Source organism: Amnibacterium flavum, from assembly GCF_003097495.1.
GTDB lineage: Bacteria > Actinomycetota > Actinomycetes > Actinomycetales > Microbacteriaceae > Naasia > Naasia flava.
In genome coordinates, this window is the sequence record NZ_QEOP01000002.1 from 616,356 (window position 1) to 637,737 (window position 21,382).

21 protein-coding genes are annotated in these 21,382 nt (G+C 69.2%); 12 read left to right on the top strand and 9 right to left on the bottom strand.

Annotated features, from left to right (window positions below):
- Nucleotides 1–4: 4 nt before the first annotated feature.
- The 7 genes from DDQ50_RS10575 to DDQ50_RS10605 all read right to left on the bottom strand — a co-directional run bounded on the left by DDQ50_RS10575 (nucleotide 5) and on the right by DDQ50_RS10605 (nucleotide 6,522).
- Nucleotides 5–1,165 (bottom strand): iron-containing alcohol dehydrogenase family protein, encoded by a 1,161-nt coding sequence (locus tag DDQ50_RS10575; RefSeq protein WP_116756696.1) that lies wholly within the window; start codon nucleotides 1,163–1,165, stop codon nucleotides 5–7.
- Entirely contained in the window at nucleotides 1,162–2,346 is a 1,185-nt protein-coding gene (locus DDQ50_RS10580) for an aminotransferase class I/II-fold pyridoxal phosphate-dependent enzyme (protein ID WP_116756697.1), read from the bottom strand. Before DDQ50_RS10580 ends, DDQ50_RS10575 begins: the two co-directional genes overlap by 4 nt.
- Entirely contained in the window at nucleotides 2,346–3,014 is a 669-nt protein-coding gene (locus DDQ50_RS10585) for a methionine ABC transporter permease (RefSeq protein WP_116756698.1), read from the bottom strand. Before DDQ50_RS10585 ends, DDQ50_RS10580 begins: the two co-directional genes overlap by 1 nt.
- Nucleotides 3,011–4,099 carry a methionine ABC transporter ATP-binding protein gene (locus DDQ50_RS10590; protein WP_116756699.1) on the bottom strand — a complete coding sequence of 363 codons (1,089 nt, stop codon included), beginning with the start codon at nucleotides 4,097–4,099 and terminating at the stop codon, nucleotides 3,011–3,013. The genes DDQ50_RS10585 and DDQ50_RS10590 overlap by 4 nt, the downstream gene beginning before the upstream one ends.
- The gene (locus DDQ50_RS10595; RefSeq protein WP_116756700.1) at nucleotides 4,099–4,950 is read right to left on the bottom strand and encodes a MetQ/NlpA family ABC transporter substrate-binding protein; all 852 of its coding nucleotides are present in this window, start codon (nucleotides 4,948–4,950) and stop codon (nucleotides 4,099–4,101) included. The genes DDQ50_RS10590 and DDQ50_RS10595 overlap by 1 nt, the downstream gene beginning before the upstream one ends.
- Before the next feature lie 193 nt (nucleotides 4,951–5,143).
- Nucleotides 5,144–5,428: a hypothetical protein gene (locus tag DDQ50_RS10600; RefSeq protein ID WP_116756701.1), complete on the bottom strand. Its 285-nt coding sequence runs from the start codon at nucleotides 5,426–5,428 to the stop codon at nucleotides 5,144–5,146.
- Between the two features lie 176 nt (nucleotides 5,429–5,604).
- Nucleotides 5,605–6,522, bottom strand: coding sequence for a hypothetical protein (locus DDQ50_RS10605; protein ID WP_116756702.1), 918 nt, complete (start codon nucleotides 6,520–6,522; stop codon nucleotides 5,605–5,607).
- Between the two features lie 198 nt (nucleotides 6,523–6,720).
- On the opposite strand from DDQ50_RS10605, the gene DDQ50_RS10610 reads away from it, so the two are divergent.
- The 3 genes from DDQ50_RS10610 to DDQ50_RS10620 all read left to right on the top strand — a co-directional run bounded on the left by DDQ50_RS10610 (nucleotide 6,721) and on the right by DDQ50_RS10620 (nucleotide 9,449).
- On the top strand, nucleotides 6,721–7,101 hold the full coding sequence (locus DDQ50_RS10610; protein ID WP_133245957.1) for a hypothetical protein: 381 nt from the start codon (nucleotides 6,721–6,723) through the stop codon (nucleotides 7,099–7,101).
- 63 nt (nucleotides 7,102–7,164) lie between these two features.
- A complete protein-coding gene (locus DDQ50_RS10615; protein WP_116756704.1) occupies nucleotides 7,165–8,565 on the top strand; it encodes an HNH endonuclease signature motif containing protein in 1,401 nt (466 codons plus the stop codon).
- Between the two features lie 89 nt (nucleotides 8,566–8,654).
- Complete coding sequence (locus DDQ50_RS10620; RefSeq protein ID WP_116756705.1) at nucleotides 8,655–9,449, top strand: SDR family NAD(P)-dependent oxidoreductase; 795 nt, start codon at nucleotides 8,655–8,657, stop codon at nucleotides 9,447–9,449.
- A 37-nt stretch (nucleotides 9,450–9,486) separates the two neighbouring features.
- Here DDQ50_RS10620 and DDQ50_RS10625 read toward each other — a convergent pair whose 3' ends face one another.
- Nucleotides 9,487–10,422, bottom strand: a complete 936-nt coding sequence (locus tag DDQ50_RS10625; RefSeq protein ID WP_116756706.1) for an aldo/keto reductase — start codon at nucleotides 10,420–10,422, stop codon at nucleotides 9,487–9,489.
- Nucleotides 10,423–10,495: 73 nt separating this feature from the next.
- On the opposite strand from DDQ50_RS10625, the gene DDQ50_RS10630 reads away from it, so the two are divergent.
- The 8 genes from DDQ50_RS10630 to DDQ50_RS10665 all read left to right on the top strand — a co-directional run bounded on the left by DDQ50_RS10630 (nucleotide 10,496) and on the right by DDQ50_RS10665 (nucleotide 19,023).
- Complete coding sequence (locus tag DDQ50_RS10630; RefSeq protein WP_116756707.1) at nucleotides 10,496–11,302, top strand: DUF1206 domain-containing protein; 807 nt, start codon at nucleotides 10,496–10,498, stop codon at nucleotides 11,300–11,302.
- A 201-nt stretch (nucleotides 11,303–11,503) separates the two neighbouring features.
- On the top strand, nucleotides 11,504–12,703 hold the full coding sequence (locus DDQ50_RS10635; protein ID WP_165829783.1) for a fumarylacetoacetate hydrolase family protein: 1,200 nt from the start codon (nucleotides 11,504–11,506) through the stop codon (nucleotides 12,701–12,703).
- A gap of 66 nt (nucleotides 12,704–12,769) precedes the next feature.
- Nucleotides 12,770–14,275: an aldehyde dehydrogenase (NADP(+)) gene (locus DDQ50_RS10640; protein WP_116756708.1), complete on the top strand. Its 1,506-nt coding sequence runs from the start codon at nucleotides 12,770–12,772 to the stop codon at nucleotides 14,273–14,275.
- 118 nt (nucleotides 14,276–14,393) lie between these two features.
- Entirely contained in the window at nucleotides 14,394–15,452 is a 1,059-nt protein-coding gene (locus tag DDQ50_RS10645; RefSeq protein WP_116756709.1) for a Gfo/Idh/MocA family protein, read from the top strand.
- Complete coding sequence (locus tag DDQ50_RS10650) at nucleotides 15,449–16,297, top strand: hypothetical protein (RefSeq protein WP_116756710.1); 849 nt, start codon at nucleotides 15,449–15,451, stop codon at nucleotides 16,295–16,297. Before DDQ50_RS10645 ends, DDQ50_RS10650 begins: the two co-directional genes overlap by 4 nt.
- 34 nt (nucleotides 16,298–16,331) lie before the next feature.
- The gene (locus tag DDQ50_RS10655) at nucleotides 16,332–16,958 is read left to right on the top strand and encodes a TetR/AcrR family transcriptional regulator (protein WP_116756711.1); all 627 of its coding nucleotides are present in this window, start codon (nucleotides 16,332–16,334) and stop codon (nucleotides 16,956–16,958) included.
- Nucleotides 16,959–17,023: 65 nt separating this feature from the next.
- Nucleotides 17,024–17,731: a ThuA domain-containing protein gene (locus DDQ50_RS10660; protein ID WP_116756712.1), complete on the top strand. Its 708-nt coding sequence runs from the start codon at nucleotides 17,024–17,026 to the stop codon at nucleotides 17,729–17,731.
- Nucleotides 17,732–17,880: 149 nt separating this feature from the next.
- A complete protein-coding gene (locus tag DDQ50_RS10665; protein WP_116757399.1) occupies nucleotides 17,881–19,023 on the top strand; it encodes a Gfo/Idh/MocA family protein in 1,143 nt (380 codons plus the stop codon).
- 100 nt (nucleotides 19,024–19,123) lie between these two features.
- On the opposite strand, the gene DDQ50_RS10670 is transcribed toward DDQ50_RS10665, so the two are convergent.
- Nucleotides 19,124–20,260: an aggregation-promoting factor C-terminal-like domain-containing protein gene (locus DDQ50_RS10670; RefSeq protein WP_116756713.1), complete on the bottom strand. Its 1,137-nt coding sequence runs from the start codon at nucleotides 20,258–20,260 to the stop codon at nucleotides 19,124–19,126.
- A gap of 185 nt (nucleotides 20,261–20,445) precedes the next feature.
- On the opposite strand from DDQ50_RS10670, the gene DDQ50_RS10675 reads away from it, so the two are divergent.
- Complete coding sequence (locus tag DDQ50_RS10675) at nucleotides 20,446–21,378, top strand: quinone oxidoreductase family protein (protein WP_116756714.1); 933 nt, start codon at nucleotides 20,446–20,448, stop codon at nucleotides 21,376–21,378.
- Nucleotides 21,379–21,382 lie beyond the last annotated feature (4 nt).

Here is a 21,382-nt window from a genome sequence, read left to right on the forward strand (position 1 = left end):
TTTCTCAGTGGTTTCCGGGGACGAGCGCTCGGCTCTCCGCCTGCTCGTCGATGCGCCCCGCGAGGGAGACTCGGGGGAGGTCGGCCTGATGGCTCTCCAGTGAACGGATTGCCTCGATCACGGTAGCCGCGGTGGAGGTGCCGGACAGCAGGTGGATGCTCGACTCGGGCAGCACCGCCACTCCGGCGATCGCCTCGATCTCGTCGGTGTCGTCGAGCGACAGTCCCAGGTCGGCGAGCGAACGCGGGAGACCGAGCTCCGCGTAGAGCGGGCCCAGTTCCGCGACGTCGTCCCAGTGGCCTTCGTGGGCGAGCTGGACGAGGATCCCGTAGGCGACCTTCACCCCGTGCAGCAGATCGCGTGTGCCGGGCAGCGCGCTGAGGCCGTCGCCGACCGGATGCGCGGCCGTCGCACTGCCGGCGGTTCCGCCGAAACCCCCGACGAGGCCCGCGGTCAGGATGCCCGCCTCGGCGACGTGCCGCCAGGAGGGGGAGAGCCGGCCCGCGCGCATGTCGGCTACGGCGGTGACGCCGTCGGTCCGGACCACTTCCCCGCAGCGCCGCGCGCTGTCGGCACCGATCCGGCTCAGCTCGTCGAGCTCGGCCGCCGCGAATGCGGAACGCGTCTCGACCCACTTGGCGAGGGTGTCGGCGATGCCCGACACGAAGTAGTCGACCGGCGAGTCGAACACGATCCGCGGATCGATGAACACCGCGCGAGTGGGAGTCGGCCAGACCTCGTGACCCAGGTGTCGGTGTTCGTCGTCGTAGAAGACGCTCAACGCCGACCAGGCGGAGCACGTGCTCGCAAGGGTCGGGACCAGGTAGACGGGGATGCGCCCGGCGCGCGCGGCGACCGCCTTCGCGGTGTCGAGCGCCTTGCCCCCACCGAGGCCGACGACGGCCCCAGCTCCGGACGCGAGCACGAGCTCGACGAGTCGGGCGATCTCGGATGGCGAGCACTCGCCCCGGAACCCGCCCTCCACGAACACCCCGGAGAGGCCGGTCGGCAGGTAGGGCAGGGCAGCGTGCAGCGAGCGCTCGCCGTGAACGAAGAGCGCCGTGGTCACATCGTCGGACGCGAGAACACCGGGCAGCGCCTCGAGCGCGTCCATCGAGTTAATCACGCGTTGGGGGCCCGGAAGCACGGGCGAGACGCCCGTCATCGGGCGCTCGAGCCGGACGTGGGAGCATCGGCGAACGCCTCGGCGAGCCGTTCGACGAGGGTGCTCAGGGTCTGCTCGGGGTGGACGAGGCCGAGTCGCAGATACCCGCGCCCGAGCGATCCGAATCCGCTGCCCGGCGCTACCGCGACACCGTGCTCGGTGAGGAGGCGTCCCGCATAGGCGACGTCGTCGGGGTCGGGTGAACGGAACCACACGAAGAACGCCCCCTCGGGCTCGAACACATCCCAGCCCTGCTCGCGGAGCGCCCCGACGACGAGGTTCCGACGCCGTTCGTACACCTCGACGAGCTCGACGGCCGCCGATTGATCGCCCGACAGCGCGGCCGCGGCAGCGTCCTGCGTCGCACCGAAGATCGTGCTGTAGGCGTGGGACTGGTACCGCTTCATCGCCGCGATGAGGTCGGGATCGCCGACCGCGTAGCCGAAGCGCCAGCCCGCCATGTTGTACGCCTTCGATAGGGTGGACACCTCGATGTTCCCCTCGACCCCTGTGGTCAGGGCGGAGAGCGGGCGCACGCCGTGGGACCCGAGGGTGCTGTAGGCGAAGTCGTGGATGAATGCCGCGCCGAGCCGCCGCGACTCGGCGTGCGCCTTCGCGAAGGTGTCGAGCGTCGCGAGAGCGCCCGTCGGATTGTTGGGGTAGTTGAGGAGCACGGCCGCCGCCTCGGGCAGCTCGGTGAGCACGGAGAAGTGCGGCTGGTACCCCGATTCGCGATCCAACGGGAGCAGCTCGACCCGGGCGCCCGCCAGTTCGGCCGCCGACCGGTACGCCGGGTAGCCGGGATCGGGCAGCACGAGCGTCTCGCCGGAATCGACGAGCGCCGCCACCGCAGCCATCAGACCCTCATGCGACCCGTGGAACGCCGCCACCTGGGTCTCGGGATCGAGCTCGACGCCGTGATCGATGCGGTAGCGCTCGACGACACCCTCCCGGACGCCGGCGCGCACGGTGAACGACGGGTATCCGTGGTTCGCCGGGTCCGCGACCGCGGCATGCATCGCGCGCACGATGTGCTCGGGGGTGGGCAGATCGGGGTTGCCCTTGGATGCGTCGATGACGTCGACGCCCTCGGCACGGGCGGCCGCGACCCGGCGGTCGATCGCGCCGAAGAAGTGCGGCGGGAGCGTATCGATCCGTTTCGCGGGGGTGACCTTCGCCATCAGCGTCGCCTCGCCCGTCGTGCCAGCCGGCTGCCGACGATCTGGATCGTCTGCACGATGATGATCAGGGTGACGACGGTCACGAGCATCGCGAACCCGTCGAAGCGCTGGTATCCGTACGAGATCGCGAGGTCACCGATTCCACCCGCCCCGACGGTGCCGGCCATCGCGGTGGCATCGACGAGACCGATCGTCGCGGTGGTGAGCGCGAGGATGAGCGACCCGCGCGCCTCGGGCAGCAGGAATCTCGTGAAGATCTGGAGGGGAGTCGCCCCCATCGAGCGCGCGGCCTCGGTGATGCCGTGCGGAACCTCGAGCAGCGAGTTCTCGACGAGGCGGCCGATGTAGGGCGCGATGGAGACGGTGAGCGGAACGATGGCGGCCGCGGGGCCGATCGACGTGCCGACGAGCAGCCGCGTGAACGGGATGATCGCGACCAGAAGGATGATGAACGGTACGGACCTGACGATGTTGATGAACACGTCGAGCACCGTGTAGACGACCCGGTTGGCGAGCGCGCCGCCCGGACGGGTCACCACGACGATCACGCCGATGATCACACCCAGGATGGCCCCGAAGAACAGCGAGACGCCGAGCATGTAGAAGGTGACGCCGAGTTCCTTGAAGAACTGGTCGGCGGTGATGAGTGTGAAGCTGCCGCCCGTCATGGCGTCGTCACCTTCTCGATGCTCGCAACGTTCGATTCGAGCCAGGTCCACGCCGCGGCGACGCGGTCGGCGGGCCCGTCGACTCGGATGATCATGTGGCCCACGGTGTGCTGCTGGATCTCAGCCATGTCGGCGTGGAGGATGTTGACCGCCACCCCGTACTCGGTGATGAGGGTCGACACCAGCGGGCTCGTGACCTCGTCATCGATGAGGCGCAGGCGCCAGAGGTCGCCGTCGCCGACGTGCTTCAGCACCCGCGCCGGGATGGTGTGGGGAACCACGGTTCCCACGAACGCCTCCGCGATCTCGGTCTGCGGGCGCACGAACACATCGAGCACGGTCCCGTGCTCCACGATCCGGCCGTCCGACATGACCGCGACCTCGTGGCACAGGTCCTTGATGACGTCCATCTCGTGGGTGACCACGAAGATCGTGGTGCCGTAGGTCGCGTTGATCCGGCGGAGCAGTTCGATGATCTGGGTCGTCGTCGACGGGTCGAGGGCACTCGTGGCCTCGTCGCAGAGGAGCACCTGGGGGTTGCGCACGATCGCGCGGGCGATGCCGACGCGCTGCTTCTGCCCGCCGGACAGTTCGCCGGGGCGACGGTCGCCCTTGTCGGCGAGGCCGACGAACTCGAGCACCTCGTCGGCCCGAGCGCGCGCATCGCGACGGCGAACCCCGTCGAGGATCAGCGGCCGAGCGACGTTGTCCCGAACGCTCACCGTCTCGAGCAGCTGGAACTGCTGGAAGATCATGCCGGTCGTCTTCTGGGCTGCGCGGAGTCCCGCCGGGGGGAGGGAGGCGAGGTCGGTCCCTTCGAGGAGCACGCGACCACCCGTGGGCCGATCGAGGCCGTTGACCATCCGCACCAGGGTGCTCTTGCCCGCACCGCTGTGCCCGATCACCCCGAAGATGCTGCCGCGCGGCACGTCCAGCGAGACACCGTCGAGAGCCGACACCTGACCCGTCTTGTGCGGGTACTCGCGGAAGACGCCGTCGAACCGGACGGCAACGGATGCGGACGACCCCGCCCCCGGAGCGACCGGAGTCGCCGCGGGAGCGGAGTCGGCGGGACGACGGGGCATCAACTCTCCAGGGCGGCGGGCAGGTGGTACCCGTCGTACTGGGAGTTGGAGGCGATGTACTCGGCGAACTCGGGCGACTCGTATGCCGCCTTGATGGCCTTGGCCCAGTCGGAGTCGACGTTCTTCTCATCGACGGCGACGATGACGGAGAACTCGTCTGTCAGGTCCTCGAGCAGCAGCGCGTCGGTCAGCTTGAGTCCACCGGCGACGACGAAGTTGCCCTGGATGACGTCGTAGTCGACGTCCTGCAGCGCCGGAACCTGCTGTGCGTTCTCGAGGGTCACGAATTGCAGGTTGTACGGGTTCGAGGTGACATCTGCGGGCGAGGCGGTCGCGGGGTCGATCGTGTCGCTGAGCTCGATCCATCCCGCGTCGACGAGCACCTGGAAGGCGCGGTACATGTTCGAGGGCTGGTTCGGCACGGCGACGGTCGAGCCGTCGGACACGTCGTCGAGCGACTCCTTCTTGCCGCCGAAGAGTGCCATCGGCGGGCCGGGGACCTGGACGAGCGACACGTTCGTGTAGCCCTCCTGCACGTTGATCGAGTCCATGTAGACCGAGTGCTGCATGATGTTGGCGTCGATCTCGCCGGAGTTCAGAGCGCCGTTGACGATGACCCCGTCGGTGAAATCGACGGTCTCGACGGTGTAGCCGTCCTCCTCGAGGATGGGCAGGATGCCGGCGTTGAACATGTCCTCGTAGGGGCCGGGGTTGAAGCCGATCTTCAGCGCGGTCTTCGTTTCGGGCGCTGATCCTGTCGTGTCATCGCTCGTCTCGCCGGCGCAGGCCGTGAGAGCGATCGCGAGAGCGGTGACGGTGGCGACTGCGGCGAATCTGGGGACGAACCTCATGAGGCGTGGGCTCCTGCTGTGGAAGGAAGGGGACCTCACGACGTTAACCGGGGATCGTCGACGCCTCACGCAGTGTTACGCCATGCGACATCTGTCGCACTGAGGGCGTGTCCCCGCGGACGCGCGTCGCCCGGTTCCGCCCGCTCGATCGAGCCGGAGGGGCGGAAGAACCGTGCGACGGTGAGTGCTCGCTCTACTTCTTGGTGGGGAGGTAACCGGCGTCCTTGAACAGCTTGCGCAGGTCGAGCACGAGCTGCTCGTCGACGTTCTTGTGGCGCGGCTTCGTGATCGTGATGCGGTCGTCGCCGAGCTTCACGACGAACTTGCCGTCGTGCTCCTCGCGGACGTCGGCGACCTCGTTCAGCAGCCCGATGACGTCGTCCCACTCCAGGTTGTGGGTCGTCGGGTGGTGCTCGATGTGCTCGAGGGTGGCGCGGTGATGCTGGCTGACGTGGCCGGGGCCGGTTGCGTCGGACATGGGCTGACGGTCCTTTCGAGATGGAGCGGTGTACCTGCCGTCACGCTAGCGGTCGGCATCGGCGCGATCATGCTCATCTGGTCGCGACGTGATGGGCGAGACGCGAGGAGGAAACCGCGGTTCGACGGGCTGGGCATCCGCGTGTTGCGCCGAGGCCTGCCTGCCGTTTGGACCGGTCATCGTCCTGCCGGATCGAGCGCCTCGGCGAGTGCGTTCCACTCGGCGTTGAGCTCTTCGATCCGGTCTCTGAGCTCCTGCGCGGCGGCCGCCTGCGAGGACGCGGCGTCGTAGTCCCGGCCGAGTTCGGCCAGCTTCGCGTAGTCCTGGTCCAGCTCGACGGCGATCGACTGGAACAGCGCCTGCTGCGCCGCGTAGATCTCGACGAGCGCGAGACGGTCGGCGATGAACCGCGCGTAGTACGTCTCCAGCTTCGGCGCCAGATCGATGATCTGCGTGCCGAGGTAGGCGAAGCGCTCCGTGCCGAGGTTGAACGGCTGATCACCGACGGAGGCGGCGATCTGCTCGTGCACGGGGTCGCCGATGGGAACCGCATCGACGGCGGCCTCGGTGAGCTGGTCGATGTCGGTTCGCTCGGTCAGGTTGAGCCGTTCGTAGGCGGCATGCAGCAGCTCATGTGCGGCTGTGGTCACGGCCGACCCGGCCAGTCGCGGATCCGCGGGCTGGAAGACGACGATGCGGTCGAACCCGCCGTAACAGCCGACCGTCGAGTACTCGTCCGCGTCGTCCCCCGTCTGCTCGGGAACCCCGTCGCAGCGGTCACGGAACCCCGCCCCGGACAGCAGTTCGGGGTTGGTGTCGTAGAAGATCGTCCGCCCCTCCTCGGTGAGGTGCATGTCGTCGGCGAGCTGCACGATCTCCTCCGACGGAGGAGCGAGGAACCCGAAGGCCGCCAGCGGTGAATCGCCCGGGGTTGTGACCATCAGCATCACGATGATGAGAGCCGCGGCCCCGAGCGCCGATCCCACGACGGTCAGGGCATTGCGGAGGCCGTCGCGGCGGCGGCGCGGGGGAGTGGACCGGGGCTGCGAGCCCGAGGACCAGCCGGCTGGCCCGTCCGGCTCGAAGAAGGTCACCCGCCGGATTCTTCCAGGGCGCGCCTCCGGGGTCGATCACCGCGAACGGGGGTGGTCACCGCTTTGACGGAGAATGTACTGCGACCGCTCGCGGCCTGAACGACGCCGACGCGCTCGCCCACGACGTGCATGCCAGAACAGACGTGCATGCCAGAACAACCGGAGAGTGAAATGAAGGACTCGACGAGGGTGCGTGCCATGCCGACCAAGGCCGCCGTGCTGATCGTCTCGATCATCGTCGTCTTCTTCGCCACCTTCCTCGCCTCGACCGTGTGGGGTCTGCTCGCGGGCGCCGTCGCCATCGTTCTGGTGGGGACCGCCGCGGTCGTCGTGTGCGCGCGCAACTTCCGCGTCGAGGGTGAGAGCGACGCGCCCCGTCCGTGGTGGAAGCTCACCGGGCAGCCTCTGGCCGGATACTTCGTGGGACTCATCGCCGTGCTGCAGGCCGGCAGCCAGGCCATCTCGGGGGCCGGCATCGCCGAGCCGTCGCAGCTCATCGTGGGGATCTGGTACCTCCTCGTCGCCGCCGCGTTCTTCCACTCGTCCTGGCGCCTGCGCTCCATCGCCGCCGCGGACTGACTCGGTCGGCCCCTCCCGAGCTGCCAGGAACCCGATGTCGGAGGTTGCTGGCAGAGTCAGGACATGGAGACGACGACGAGGCGCTTGGCTGAAGAGGCCGCTCGTCTCGACGCTCGCGTCCAATCGCTGCGCGGCATCGTTCCCGGGTCGACCGTCGAGACCCTCATGGGCGCAAGCGACAGTGACGTGCTCGACTACGTGTCCGACGCCATCGAGGTCCTCCGCCTGGCCGAGGCAGCGGTGGCGTTCGGCGTCGGCGAGATAGCCCGCCGCAGCGAGCCGACTCTGCCCGACCCCTTGGCCCGACGCCTCGGCGAGAAGAGCGCCGCTTCGCTCGTGGCGACGCGGACTCGCATGGCTCGAGCCGAAGCCGCGCGGTTCGCCCAGCTGGGCCTGTCGTTGACTCCCCGAGAGGGCCTCACCGGCGAGATCCTCCCTCCGTTCTTCGCCGTCACGGCCGACAGTCTCGCCGCGGGAGCGATCGGGGGCAGTGCGGCACGCACCATCGTGGCGACTCTCGAGCAGATCGAACCGCACACGAGCGCGACCGACCTCGAGACTCTCGAGCGCGCCCTGGTCGAAGGGGCCGCCGAGCACTGGTCTGCGCAGACTCTCCGCGATGTCTGCGTCGAGCTGCAGGACCGCTTCGAGTCCGAAGCCGACCTCGAAGCCAGGGAGCAACTCGCCTACAAGCGCCGGTACGCGCGCGAGACGGTGCTCCCCGACGGCAGCAGTGAATGGCGACTGCGCCTCGACCCCGAGAAGGCGCCGACCTTCCGAACTGCCATCGAGTCGATCATCGCGCCACGCAGGCAGGTCCGATTCTCCGACGACGGCGAACCGAGCGAGACGGCCGACGATGCCACCTCGGACACCCGCACCTTCGACCAGAAGCGTGCCGACGCGGTCGTCAAAATCGCCCAGGCTTACCTCCGTGCCGACGGCGGCGACCTCGGTGGTGTCGACACCACCGTCGTCGTGCACCTGACCGATGCGGTACTCGCCGGTCACCCGGGCAGCGCCTGGATCGAAGGGTCCCCGGTCCCCATCAGCGGTGCGACCGCCCGGCGGATGGCGCAGAACGCCGAGATCATCCCGCTTACGATCGGCGGCGACGGCCAACCGCTCAAGCTGGGCGCGACCCGGCGGTTCTTCACGCGGGCGCAACGACGGGCCATGGCTGCGAGGGACGGTGGCTGCACGTGGCCCGACTGCGATGCATCGCCCCGGAGATGCGACGCTGCGCACATCGTCCCGTGGAGCCGCGGTGGCCCCACCGACATCGACAACGGCGCACTGCTCTGCCCGTTCCACCACCGCCGATTCGATCTCGACGGCTGGCTCCTCGAGTACAGGAACGGCACCCCGTGGTTCACCCCGCCACCCCACGTCGACTCCACCCGGACACCCCGGCAGGGCGGCAACCGCCGCACGCTCGCCCACACTGCCGTAAGCGCGCTCTGAGGCGCGGCTGATCGCTGCAAGCTCTTGCGGTGTCCAGGGGTAGTCCCCGGGCACTGTTCCGACGGGGCCCCGAGTGCTCAGATGGACCCATGAAGATCGAACTGACCGAGAAGACCGCGCTCGTCACCGGATCCACCAAGGGCATCGGCCTGGCCATTGCCACTCAACTCGCGGAGTCGGGGGCGACCGTCGCGATCAACGGCCGCAGTCAGGAGAGCGTCGACGAGGCCATCGCCGACATCACCCGCTCGACACCGTGCGCGCAGCTGATCGGAGTGGTCGCCGACGTGGCAACGGCCGAGGGGGCGGCGAAGGTCCGCGAGCAGCTCCTCGAGATCGACATCCTCGTCAACAACCTCGGCATCTTCGGCGCGGTCGACCCGCTCGAGATCAGCGACGAGGAATGGCTCCGCTACTTCGAGACCAACGTGCTGTCGGCAGTCCGGCTCACCCGCGCCTACCTGCCCGACATGATGCACCGGGGGTGGGGCCGCGTGCTCAACATCGCCAGCGACTCCGCCATCGTCATCCCCGCCGAGATGATCCACTACGGCATGTCCAAGACCGCCCTGCTCGCCGTCTCCCGCGGATTCGCCAAAGCCGCCGCCGGCAGCGGCGTCACCGTCAACTCCGTCATCGCCGGCCCCACCCACACCGGAGGCGTCGAGGACTTCGTCTACAGCCTCGTCGGCAGAGACCTGGCGTGGGCCGAAGCGGAACGCGAGTTCATGAAGCAGTACCGGCCGCAGTCGCTCATCCAGCGACTCATCGAGCCGCACGAGATCGCGAACCTCGTGACCTATCTGGCGTCGCCCCTCGCCTCAGCGACGACCGGGGGAGCGATCCGGGTCGACGGCGGTTACGTCGACTCGATCCTCCCCTGACCGCCGCACGCGCCCGCCGGTCAGGCGGGCACCCCGCTCACGGGACGAGGTAGCCGGCGGCCGTGAACAGGCGGTACCACTCCTGACGGGTCAGCGGGATGTCGGACCCGGCCGCCGCCTCGGCGACCCGAGCCGGCTTGGTCGTGCCCAGAACGACCTGGATGTCCGCGGGGTGGCGGGTGATCCAGGCGACCGCGATCCCGGTCGGAGTCACGTCGTACTTCGCAGCAAGCTCGTCGAGGGCGTCGTTCAGCTCGCGATAGGTGTCGCGGTCACCGAGGAAGACGCCGTCGAAGAACCCCTTCTGGAACGGCGACCACGCCTGCAGGGTGATCCCGTTCAGGCGGGAGTAGTCGAGGATGCCGTTGTCGCGGTCGACGGACTGTGCCAGACCCTGCATGTTGGACGCGACACCGCTCGCGATGATCGGCGCATGCGTGATGCTCAGCTGCACCTGATTGATCTGCAGGGGCTGGGTGACGGACTTCTTGAGAAGCTCGACCTGGTACGGGGTGTGGTTCGAGACGCCGAAGTTGCGCACCTTGCCCGCCGAGGCCAGGGTGTCGAATGCCGCCGCCACCTCGTCGGGTTCGACGAGAGCGTCGGGGCGATGCAGCAGGAGCACGTCGAGGTAGTCCACGTTGAGCGCAGCCAGCGAGCCGTCGACGGCCTCGAGGATGTGCTCGGTCGAGAAGTCGAAGTAGCCGGGCTTGCGGATCCCCGCCTTGCTCTGGATGATCGTCTGCTCGCGTTCCGACGGCGAGAGCGTGATCGCCTCGCCCCAGCGCTTCTCGCAGCCGTGGACCTCCCCGCCGTACACGTCGGCGTGGTCGAAGTAGTTCATGCCGTTGTCTCGAGCGGTGCCGACGAGGGTGCGGATCTCCTCATCGCTCATCTCCCGGATGCGCATCAGTCCGAGGATGATGTTGGAGGCGTCGGGAGCTTCTTCTGACAGCACTGGCAGGGTCTTCATGTCTCGAATCTACGGCAGCCCGAGTGCGAGAAGTCTCAGCACGCTCGCACCGACGCGTCCCTACGCTGGCGGCATGCCGACCAGTGCGAAAGCCACCGCGTCCAACGTCTCCTCCAGCAAACCGGTCCAGATCCTCGCCCGCGGCGGCTACGCCGCCAACGGGGTGCTGCACATCCTCATCGGGTTCCTCGCCATCTCGGTCGCGTGGGGCGGTGGTGGGAACGCCGACCAATCGGGCGCCCTCGGCGCGGTCGCGGCCAACCCCGGCGGGGTCGTACTGCTCTGGCTCATGACCGTCGGGCTCTTCGCGCTCGCACTGTGGAGTGTGACGCAGGCCTTCCTGGCGACGGAGAGCGACACGAAGAAGCTGTGGGCGGAACGGGCCAAGGACGTCGGAAAGGCCATCGCCTACGGGGCGATCGGGGCGACGGCGCTCCGTTTCGCCATGGGCGGCGGAGGCGGCAGCGGCGATCAGGACGCCCAGTCGCTGAGCGCCCAGCTGCTCCAGTCTCCGTTCGGGGTGGTCGCCCTGGTGGTCGTCGCCCTCGGAATCCTCGCGATCGGCGTGTACTTCATCGTCAAGGGAGCGCGGAAGAAGTTCCTCGAGGACATCGTCCCGCCGAGCGGCAAGGCGGGGCGCGCGACGCAGCTCACCGGCATGGTCGGCTATATCGCCAAAGGCGTCGCGCTGATCGTCGTGGGGATCCTCTTCGGCGTGGCCGCGGTGACCTCCGACGCGAGTCGGACGGCCGGTCTCGACGGCGCGCTCAAGAGCCTCGTCGAACTGCCGTTCGGGCCCGTGATCCTCACCGCTGTGGGGCTCGGATTCATCGCGTACGGCGTCTACAGCTTCGTACGAGCGCGCCGCGCGAAACTCTGACACGGCCCGCCCGGGATGCCCGCGCGCGTTCAGCGAAGCGTGGCGATCCCGACATCTGCGGTTATTTGTTGGAAGTAACAACGAGATACGATCGTCGGCGAAGACCCCGATGGCGCGGTGAGTCGCTCCAGCCGGGTTCCAGTCCGGTGTCGTCCGCGCGACGGCACCGATGCATGACACGGAGGTCAGTCGGTGACGCAGGTGGATGAAACCCGAGACGGCGAGCGCCCGTGGTTCGTTGAGGTGGCGGACCTGCTGCCGGCCGACGGATACGCGGGTGCCCTCGCGGGCCGCGTCTGGCTGCCGAGCGTGGAGGGACCCGCTGTCGTCGCCGTTCGAGAAGACGGCCTCTACGACCTGTCGGCCTCCGCCGCGACGATGCGCGTCCTGTTCGAGGCCGACGATCCCGCGGCGCTCCTCGCCTCGATCGAGGGCGTCCGCATCGGGGCGCTTGCCGACGTGCTCGCCAACACCCCGCCCGAGTCGCGCGACACGACGAAGCCGTGGCTGCTGTCGCCCATCGACCTGCAGGTCGTCAAGGCAGCCGGGGTGACCTTCGCGGTCTCGATGGTCGAACGCGTCATCGAGGAGAAGGCCCGCGGCGACGCCGAGCTCGCCGAGCAGATCCGCGGTGCCATCGCGGAGCGCATCGGGTCCGAGCTGCGCAGCCTCATCCCCGGCTCCGAGCAGGCGGCGAAGGTCAAGGAGTACCTGATCGAGCAGGACCTGTGGAGCCAGTATCTCGAGGTCGGCATCGGTCCCGACGCCGAGATCTTCACCAAGGCGCCGGTGCTCGGCAGCGTGGGAACCGCGGTCGAGGTGGGCATCCATTCGTCCTCGACCTGGAACAACCCCGAGCCCGAGGTGGTGCTCGCCATCTCGTCGTCGGGTCGGATCGTGGGTGCGACGCTCGGCAACGACGTCAATCTCCGCGACGTCGAGGGACGGTCGGCTCTCCTCCTGCCGAAGGCGAAGGACAACAACGCCTCCGCTGCCCTCGGACCGTTCATCCGCTTCTTCGACGACGGATTCGGCCAGGACGATCTCCGCCAGATCTCCGTCGACCTCCTCATCACCGGCAAGGACGGATTCCGCCTGGAGGCGACCTCGCCGCTCTCCGAGATCAGCCGCGACCCCGCAGACCTCGCGGCGCAACTGGTGGGGCCCCATCACCAGTACCCCGACGGAGCGGTGCTCTACCTCGGCACGCTGTTCGCCCCCATCGTCGACCGCGGCGAGGCGGGCCGCGGCTTCACCCACAAGCGCGGCGACATCGTGCGCATCAGTGCACCCCAACTGGGCGGACTGGTGAACAGGGTCGCGACGAGCGAGTCCGCCGAACCCTGGACCTTCGGCATCGCGGCGCTCATGACCAACCTGGCGGGTCGCGGACTGCTCTGACCGTCCGCAGCCCGATCGAATCCAGAACATCGACCGTTTCATCCCGAGACAGTGAAGAGAGAAACCGTGCTCACAACGACCGACCCCCGCACCGGCGAGCGCTCCGAGACCACCATCGAGCCGACGACGACCGAGGAGGTGCACGAGGTCGCCGCACGGGCCGCTGCCGCCTTCACCGAGCTCGCCGGTCACGGCCGCATCTGGCGTGCCGCCCTGCTCGACGCCCTCGCCGACGGGCTCGAGGCCCGACGCGACGAACTCGTGGCGACCGCCGACAGCGAGACCGGTCTCGGCGCCGCGCGCCTGGGCGGCGAGCTGACCCGCTCCGCCTTCCAGCTGCGCCTGTTCGGCGAGGCGCTCCGTGACGGCGGTTACCTCGAGGCCACCATCGACCACGCGGGCGACACCCCGATGGGACCGGGCCCCGACCTGCGCCGCATGCTCGTCCCGATCGGACCCATCGCGGTGTTCGGCTCGAGCAACTTCCCGTTCGCCTTCTCGGTACCGGGCGGCGACACCGCCTCGGGCCTCGCGGCGGGCTGCCCCGTCGTGCTCAAGGCGCACAGCTCGCACCTGCTCACCTCCGCGCTCGCCTACGAGGCGCTCTCCGACGCGGCGACCGCGTACGGCGCTCCCGAGGGCACGCTGGGCATCGTCTTCGGAACCCAGGCGGGAGCGGCCCTCGTCGCCGACCCGCGGATCAAGGCGGTCGGCTTCACCGGTTCGCTCGGCGGCGGTCAGGCGCTGCTCGACATCATCGAGAAGCGCGACGAGCCCATCCCGTTCTACGGCGAGCTCAGCAGCCTCAACCCGCTGATCATCACCGAGGGCGCCGCGACCGAGCGCGCCGCGGACATCGCGCAGGGCCTGTTCGGATCGTTCACGCTCGGTGCCGGCCAGTTCTGCACCAAGCCCGGTGTCGCCTTCGTGCCCCGCGGAGCGGCGGGGGAGTCGATCGTCGACGGCATGATCGAGAAGGTCACCGCCGCCGCGCCCGGAGTGCTGCTGAACTCGCGCATCAGCGAATCGTTCGGCGAGATCCGCGAACGTCTCATCGCCGACGGGCACGCCACCCTCGTCGCGACCGGCCAGTCGACGGGCGAAGGGTTCTCCGCGGCCCCGAGCCTCCTCACCATCGACGCGTCGGATGTGACGGCGGATGTCACGGAGGAGGCGTTCGGACCGCTCATCGTCGTCGCCTACTACGACGACATCAGCGACATCGAGAAGGCCCTGCGGCACATCCCCAAGTCGTTGACCGCCACCATCCACAATGCCTCCGACGAGACGGAGCTGACCGCGGATCTCGCCCGCCGGGTGAGCGACTACGCGGGCCGGCTCGTCTTCAACGGCTACCCGACCGGCGTGCGCGTCAGCTGGGGGCAGCACCACGGCGGACCATGGCCGGCGACGAACTCGCAGCACACCTCGGTGGGCGTGACCGCGATCCGGCGGTTCCTGCGGCCGTTTGCATGGCAGGACGCTCCCGAGACGGTCCTCCCGGAGGAGCTGCGCGACGGCTACACCGGCGTTCCCCGCCGGGTCGACGGCGTGCTCTCGCTCGCCTCCTGACGCACGATGCTCAGCCCCGGGATCCTTCTCCCGGGGCTGGCGCTCGAAAAGTGCACAGCTATATACTTTTGCTCTCAGTGCTGAGCGCTCGGCTCCGCTTTCGAGATCAGGAGGAGCCATGGCTGATTCGACGATCGGTGTCGGAATTCTCGGCTGCGGACCGGTGACGCAGGCGATCCACATCCCCACGATCGACCGGATCCGCGACTCGGTGCAGGTCGTGAACGTCATGGATGTGAATGCGCAGGTCGCGGAGGCGATCGCTTCCCGGGTCGAGTCCCGGTGGACCACGAGCGCCGACGAGCTGATCGCCGACCCGGCGGTCGAGATCGTCGTCGTCTGCAGCCCGAACAAGTTCCACGCCGCCCAGGTGATCGCCGCCTGTCGCGCCGGGAAGAAGGCCGTGCTCTGCGAGAAGCCGCTTGCGCTGACCGAGGCGGAGGCACGGGAGATCGCGCAGGTCTCCGCCGAGACCGGGGTGCCGGTCGTGGTCGGTGCGATGCACACCTTCGATCCCGCGTGGCTCTCCGCGAGGGCCGAATGGGGTGATCTGGTCGAGACCGCTCACACCATCCGGTACTCCATCGTGCTCACCCCGAACACCCGCTCCGAGGACTTCGCCTCCGAGATCTTCGGACGCCCGGGGGCGCGCATCGACGCCCGCTCCGCGGTCGACATCGCCGCCGACGTCATGCACGGCAGCATCATGGGGCTGGCCATCCACGACCTGCCGCTCGTCCGGGTGTTCTGCCCCGACTTCACCGACGTCGAGCTCCTGTCCTCCCAAGTGCTCGACCCCGGTGGATACCTCGTCAATCTGCGCGTCGGCGCCAAGAACGTTCAGCTCTACGGCCTCAACAACGAATCGTGGAGGCCCGAGTGGCGGTTCGAGGCGGTATCGGACGACACGGTTATGCGGATCGACTTCCCACCGCCCTACGTCCACGCCGGTTCCGGCGTCACCACGTTCTTCGACGGCGAGTCCACGCGCAGCTTCGGGCCCACGGGAGTGAACGGCTACGAGCGCGAATGGCGCTACGTCGCCGACCTCGCCAGAGGTGAGGCGGAACCGCTCGATGTCTCCTACCTCGCCGACGATCTGGCCTTCGCCGTGGGCATCGCCGACGCGGCGACTGCCAACGTCCGCGCAAGGTTCGGATCCGAGGTGACCGCATGACCGACAGCAGCACGACGACGGACGCACCAATCGCGTTCGGCGTCGACCGCCTCACGGTCACGTCGCCCGGTTCGGGCCCCTACGGAGACCCGCTTCTCGTCCTCGCGTCGCTTCCGGAGTCGCTGCATCCGGTCTCCTCGGATGCCGACCTGGTCGGTCTCCGCGGAACCGTCGGCTGGACTCGGGTCGCGCAGGGGGCCCTCGATTCCGGCGCCCGAGGCGTCGTCGTCGTCGCACCGGAACCGGTCGACCGTGATGCTCTCGTCGCGCTTGCCGACCGGAGCTCCGCGCCCGTCGTGCTCGACTCGCCGTGGGTTCACAATCCAGCGGTCTCCGCAGCTGCAGAGCACTTCCGCCGCCTGACCGGACCGAGCGCGCTGGTCGAGGCACGCGTCGAGCTGCCCCTGGCGAGCGACCTCTTCCAGGCCGCCCTCGACCAGCTGTCGCTCCTCCGCGCCGCGATCGGTCCCGTCGTCGCTCTTCGCTATCTGCGCCTCGACGGACGCGGCTACGACGCGCTCGGCACTCTGGCGGACGGCACGACCGTTAGCCTCGCGGCGATCCTCACCGGTGGCCTGCCCGCGGCGGCCACGGTGCGTCTCGTGCGCCCGACCGAGGCGGTCGAGGTTCATCTGCCCGCCCCCGACACGGCGACTCCCGGCCAGGCGATCGTGAGCGGTCCCGACGGTGCCGTCCTCCAGGTGACGAAGTACGAGTCGGCGCATCGCGCCGCGTGGCGGCGTGTCCGAGAACTCGTGCTGACCGGTGGTCGGTCGGACGACGCGCGCGGGTTCGCCGACGACCTCGACCTGCTGTCCGCGGCGGTCAGGACCGCGACCCCCTGATGCCCGCCCACCACGGAGTCCCTAAACTTCTGGCGTGACCATCGCGAACCCCGCCTCGAGAGACGGCCAGCCGCGCGGTCCCTACAAGCGCGGCATCGAGCGCCGGCGCCAGGTCGTCGTCACGGCGACCGACGTGTTCGGGGAGTTCGGCTTCCGCGGTGGCACGCTCCAGCAGGTCGCGGATCGCGTGGGGGGAACGCCCGCCGCGATCCTCAAACTGTTCGGCAGCAAGGAGAGGCTTCTCATCGCCGTGCTCGACCACTGGGGTTCCGTGACGGGGGAGATCGTCGCCCGGGGGACCGAGGAGCGCGCGTTCCTCGACGGCTTCGTCGAGTTGATGAACTACCACGTGAACCACAAGGGTCTTCTCCAGCTCTACACGACGATGGCCGCGGAGGCTTCGACCCCGCAGCACCCGGCGCACGAGTTCATGACGAACCGGTACCGACGCACCCTCGAGAGCATGCGCAACGGATTCCGTGCGGCGAGTGAGGGCGGCCACTTCCGGCGTCTCTCCGAGAAGCAGATCGCGCACGAGGCCGAATACCTGCTGGCGATCCTCGACGGTCTCGAGATCCAGTTCATTCTCAACCCGGCGTTCGACCTCGAGACGTCGTTCGCCGCCTACGTCGACACCGTCTACGAGCGACTCGCGGTGTGAGGCTCGCCAAAGGTATCCGGTGAGATACTTTTGAGAGCCTGCCCCACGATGAAGCGAGGAAGTACATGACCGACGAGAGTTCCCCGAAGCACGCCATCGTCGTCCGAGGTGGATGGGACGGCCACATGCCCGTCGAGTCGACGGAGATGTTCATCCCCTTCCTCGAGGAGAACGGCTACACGGTCGATGTCTACGAGGACCCCGCCGTCTACGCCGACGCCGACGTCATGTCGGGTGTCGATCTCATCGTCCAGTGCAACACGATGAATGTGATACAGAAGCCCGAGATCGCCGGCCTGCGCGCCGCCATCGAGGCGGGCACCGGCATCGCGGGCTGGCACGGCGGCATCGCCGACTCCTATCGCAACGAGGCCGACTACCTCCAGCTCATCGGCGGCCAGTTCGCGCACCACCCCGGCAAGCACCCGTCGGAGCTGATCGGCGAGCAGGTCGACAACTACATCCCCTACCGCATCGACATCACACCCCTCGGCCGCGAGCACGAGATCACGCAGGGCATCGAGGACTTCGAGCTCACGACCGAGCAGTACTGGGTTCTGAGCGACGACCTGAACGACGTCCTCGCCACGACGACCCTCGACGCCCGCCCCTGGGACCAGTGGCAGCGCCCCGTCACGTCGCCCGCGATCTGGACGCGTCAGTGGGGCAAGGGGCGCGTCTTCGTGAGCACCGCCGGCCACCGGGTCGAGGTGCTCGAGGACCCCAACGTGCGCACGATCATCGAGCGCGGACTGCTCTGGGCCTCGCGCTGATCCTCTGTGCGCGCCCGATCGCCCGGCCGACGGGTCGCGGGCGGCAGCACGGGCACGCAAGAATGCTGTAGCGCGACGTCACAGATGACCCTGCGCGAGACCAACACGATCGATGAGGAGAACTGATGGCTGCACCACTGCGGGTGGCGATGATCGGGCAGGGATTCATGGGTGCCGCGCACTCACAGGGCTGGCGGGTCGCACCGCGGTTCTTCGACCTTCCCGCCCCGGTCGAGATGGCGGTTCTCGTCGGCCGCGACGCCGGTCGAGCCGCCGATGCCGCGGCCAAGTGGGGCTGGACCGAGTCGAGCGCCGATTGGCGTGAGGTGATCGCCCGCGACGACATCGACATCGTCGACATCGTCACGCCCGGCGACACCCACGCCGAGATCGCGATCGCCGCCCTCGAGGCGGGCAAGCACGTCATGTGCGAGAAGCCGCTCGCGAACACGGTCGAGGAGGCCGAGCAGATGGCCGCGGCCGCGGAGCGCGCCGAGGCGAAGGGCATCCGGTCGATGGTGGGCTTCACCTACCGCCGGGTTCCCGCCGCGACGTTCGCTCGCGACCTCGTCGCCTCAGGTGCCGTCGGCGAGATCCGTCAGGTCCGTGCCAACTACCTCCAGGACTGGCTGGTCGACCCCGAGGCGCCCCTCACCTGGCGTATGAAGAAGGAGCTCGCGGGCTCCGGTTCGCTGGGCGACATCGGCGCGCACGCCATCGACCTCGCCCAGTTCATCACCGGTCAGCGCCTCACGACCGTGTCGGGCATGCTCGAGACCTTCGTCAAGGAGCGCCCGCTGCTCGCCGAGGGATCCGGCCTGAGCGGAACGGCGTCCGCTGAGCGCGGAGAGGTCACCGTCGACGACCTGGCGCTGTTCACCGGCCGGTTCGACGGGGGAGCGGTCGGCTCGTTCGAGGCCACCCGCTTCAGCACCGGACGCAAGAACGCGTTCCGGATCGAGATCGCCGGATCGAAGGGTGCCATCTCGTTCGACCTCGAGGACATGAACGTGCTGAGCGTGTACGACGGGACGGCCCCAGGCGACCGGCTCGGCTTCACTCGGGTGCTCGTGACGGAGGAGGTGCACCCGTACATGGCCAACTGGTGGCCGACGGGCCACATCATCGGTTACGAGCACGGCTTCTCGCACCAGGCGAAGGACTTCGTCGAAGCCGTTGCGAACGGCACGAACCCGTCGCCGTCGTTCGCCGACGGACTTCAGGTGCAGCGCGTCCTCGACGCGGTCGAGCGCAGCGCCGAGTCGGGCAGCGCCTGGACTCCCACGGCGTAGAGCCGGGGACGCCGCTGGTTCGGAGAGGCGGAATGCAGGCTCCTGATGAGGAAGCCTGCGTTCCGCTTCGTTCGGCATGCGTCCGAGCGGTGAGGGCCGGTCAGTACCAGCCGACGTCCTCCGAATGCGCCCACGCCCCGCACGGTGTTCCGTATCGACCGGCGATGTAGCCGAGACCCCAGTTGATCTGGGTGGACGAGCTGGTGCGCCAATCGGCGCCGGAGGCGGCCATCTTGCTGCCCGGAAGCGACTGCGGGATTCCGTAGGCGCCGCTCGAGGTGTTGTAGGCGTCCCATCTCCAGCCCGATTCCCGGTTCCACAGCCACACCAGGCACTGGTTCTCCGCCTCGCTCCAACCGCGCGCCCGCACCTGTCCCGCGGCGTAGGCGCGCGAATCGGCGGGGCTGAGCGAGCCGGAACCGCTCGGAGTGGTCGCCAGATCGTCGGCCGGACCGCCGGTGCTCGGCGGGGTGTAGGACTGCGCAAGGGCCTGCCCCTCGCGGAACTCCTGCTCCAGCTGCGCGGAGGTGCCCTTGAGCGAGGCGAGCTGGTCGTACAGCGTCGACGCCCGCGACTGGGCCTCGGCGACCCGCGCATCGGCGGCCTGGCGCGCGCTCTCCGCCTCGGCCGCGCTCGCGGTGGCAGCCGCGGCGAGCTGATCCCGCGCGGTCGCCGCGTCGGCTGCCTGTTCGATGAGCGCGGCGGCTCCGCTGCGCTCGTCCTCCGCCCGCTGACGCAGGGCCGCGAGCGACTCGCTGAGCTTGGTGAGATAGCCGGTCTTCGACAGGAGCATCGATGCGTCGCCGCCCGAGAGCCAGAGTCCGAGTGCGGGGTCGCCGCCACGAGCCAGACTGGCGGCGAGTGCCCCGGCCTGCTTCGTCGCCGCGGCCGCGCGGTCCTGCGCGGCAGCCGCTTCGGCCTGGAGCGACGCGAGCGACGCGTCGGCCTGGTCGGCGGCCCGCTGCGATTCCACCGCTGCCGCTGATCGGCGCACGGCCTCGTCGCCGAGGGCCGCCGCGTCCGCCTGGAGCCCGTCGAGGAGTCCCTCGATCCGGGCGGCCTCCGCCGCGGCTGCGCTCTCGTTCGCCTTCGCAGCCTCGACCTCCTCCCAGGTGGGGTAGTCATCGGCGGCGTTGGCGGGGCCGACCACGCTGACGGTCACCGCCGCGGCGCCGACGAGGGCCAGCGCGACGACGACGGTCGCGACGGACCTCAGTCGAGTTCGCCGGGAGTTCACGGCATCAGGCTAGGTCGACCCGGCTGCGCCGGGCATTTCCCCCGCGGTCGGAGACCGGATGCACAGGGATCGGGGGCTCGGCGCGTGGCGCTCGGCGGCCGGGCGGTGCTAAGACGGACGGGTGCCCGGAATCAGGCGGGCCGCACAGGCGCTCGCTCCGCGCGGCGCCGGACGAGGAGTTCTCCGTGCCCGCTGCTGTTGTCGCCACCGCGTTCGGCGGTCCCGAGGTGTTCGAGCTCGCCGACCTCGACACGCCCGCTCCGGGGATCGGCGAGGTGACGATCGCGGTCCGTTCAGCCGCGGTGAACCCCTCCGACATCAAGACCGCGGCGGGGGTCTTCGGTCGCAACGAGGCGAACCTGCCACTGCGGATCGGCGCCGAGGTCTCCGGTGTGATCTCGGCGGTCGGTGACGATGCAGGTCCGTTCGCGATCGGTGACGAGGTGGTCGCCTACCGGGTCCGCGGGGGCTGGTCGGCCGAGATCACCACAGCCGCGCGCAGCGTGTTCGCCAAACCGGAGGGGTTGGGCTTCGACGCGGCGGCAGGGCTTCTCCTCGTCGGCGTCACCGCCCAGCACCTTCTGACGGCGACCCGCGTCGGAGCGGGAGACACCGTCCTCGTCCATGGCGCTTCCGGTTCCGTCGGATCCATCGCCACCCAGCTCGCGCGCCTCGCGGGAGCGAGCGTCATCGGCACGACGAGCGATGGGGGAGCCGAGTACGTCCGCTCGCTCGGCGCGACCCCCGTGCTCTACGGCGACGGTCTGGTCGGGCGCGTCCGTGCTCTCGCGGCGCGGGTCGACGCGGCGCTCGACACGGTCGGCAGCGACCAGGCCATCGACGACTCCGTCGCACTGGTCGCCGATCGGTCCAGGATCGCGACGATCAACGGCTTCGCGCACGGTGCCGCGGCGGGCATCCTTCTCCTGGGCGGCGGCTCGGGCGCCGACCCGGGAACGGATATCCGCAATGCGGCACGCGGACCGCTCCTCGAGCTGGCCGGTGACGGACGGGTCGTGGTGAGGCTCGGCCCTTCGTTCGCTCTCGCGGATGCCCGGGAGGCGGCGGAGCTGGTCGCCGGCGGCCACCCCGGCGGCAAGGTCGTGCTGCACCCCTGAGGTA